Annotated in this window: 2 protein-coding genes; both read left to right on the top strand. The window is 35.1% G+C overall.

Going from position 1 to position 881, the window contains the following annotated elements:
* Nucleotides 1-54: 54 nt before the first annotated feature.
* Nucleotides 55-237: a hypothetical protein gene (locus OCV67_RS13160; protein ID WP_147644386.1), complete on the top strand. Its 183-nt coding sequence runs from the start codon at nt 55-57 to the stop codon at nt 235-237.
* On the top strand, nt 238-423 hold the full coding sequence (locus OCV67_RS13165) for a hypothetical protein (protein ID WP_147644387.1): 186 nt from the start codon (nt 238-240) through the stop codon (nt 421-423).
* The last annotated feature ends 458 nt before the right edge of the window (nt 424-881 follow it).

Below are 881 nucleotides of genomic sequence, written 5' to 3' on the forward strand. Positions count from 1 at the left end.
ACAGATAAAAGTCGCAAATCATAGAATTGAGGACTTGGAAAAGGAGATGCACAAATGAACATTTTAAAGAAAAATTGCATAAAGCGAGCATTGAGAACATTTTTACAGACAGCAGTCGGTTACATAGCGGTTAATATCGCCGCAACTGATCTGACTGTAAAATCCGCTGTTTTGGGACTTTGTATTTCTGCCATATCAGCAGGTATGGCGGCGGTTATGAATTTGAAGGAGAACTAAATGAATAAATACAGAAAAAAGCCTATAGTTATAGAGGCATATAAAACCGACAAACCTGTTGTAATAAAAACATTTGAAGGGGATATGAAAGCTTCTATAGGAGATTTTATTATTACAGGTGTAAATGGCGAACAATATCCATGTAAACCAGATATTTTTGAAAAGACGTATGAAATTATAAAATAAAGTTGACATATTTCCATAATTGATGTATAATAATAAAAAAGGGGCATACCGATAGACGGTCGCTCCCTCACTAAATTGTTTATTGAATAAACCGCTTTAGTTTAGCAGCTGAGGGCGGTTTATTTCTTTATATTCTTGATAACTTCATTAAGAGTCACAAGGATTAAGAAGATAATGATTGATTCCATTATCTATCACCTCCTTGCCAGCTTATTTCGCCTGCACTTTCGTGGACGATAAGTAAATTTATGGCGTAAGGAGGGAACAACCGCCTACCGAACGCAATAGGAAAAGCGTTCGGCAGACTTGCCCTAAAGATGGCAAGCCTACCGTTTCAGGTATGCCCATAAACATTATTATACTATAATCGGCATAATATGTCAATATGCACTCTGTTTAACAGGGTGCATTTTTATTAAATTAAAAATGAAATGAGGTAAATAAAAATGAGTAAAAAA

It is taken from the genome of Porcipelethomonas ammoniilytica (assembly GCF_025567485.1).
GTDB classification, from domain to species: Bacteria; Bacillota; Clostridia; order Oscillospirales; family Ruminococcaceae; genus Porcipelethomonas; species Porcipelethomonas ammoniilytica.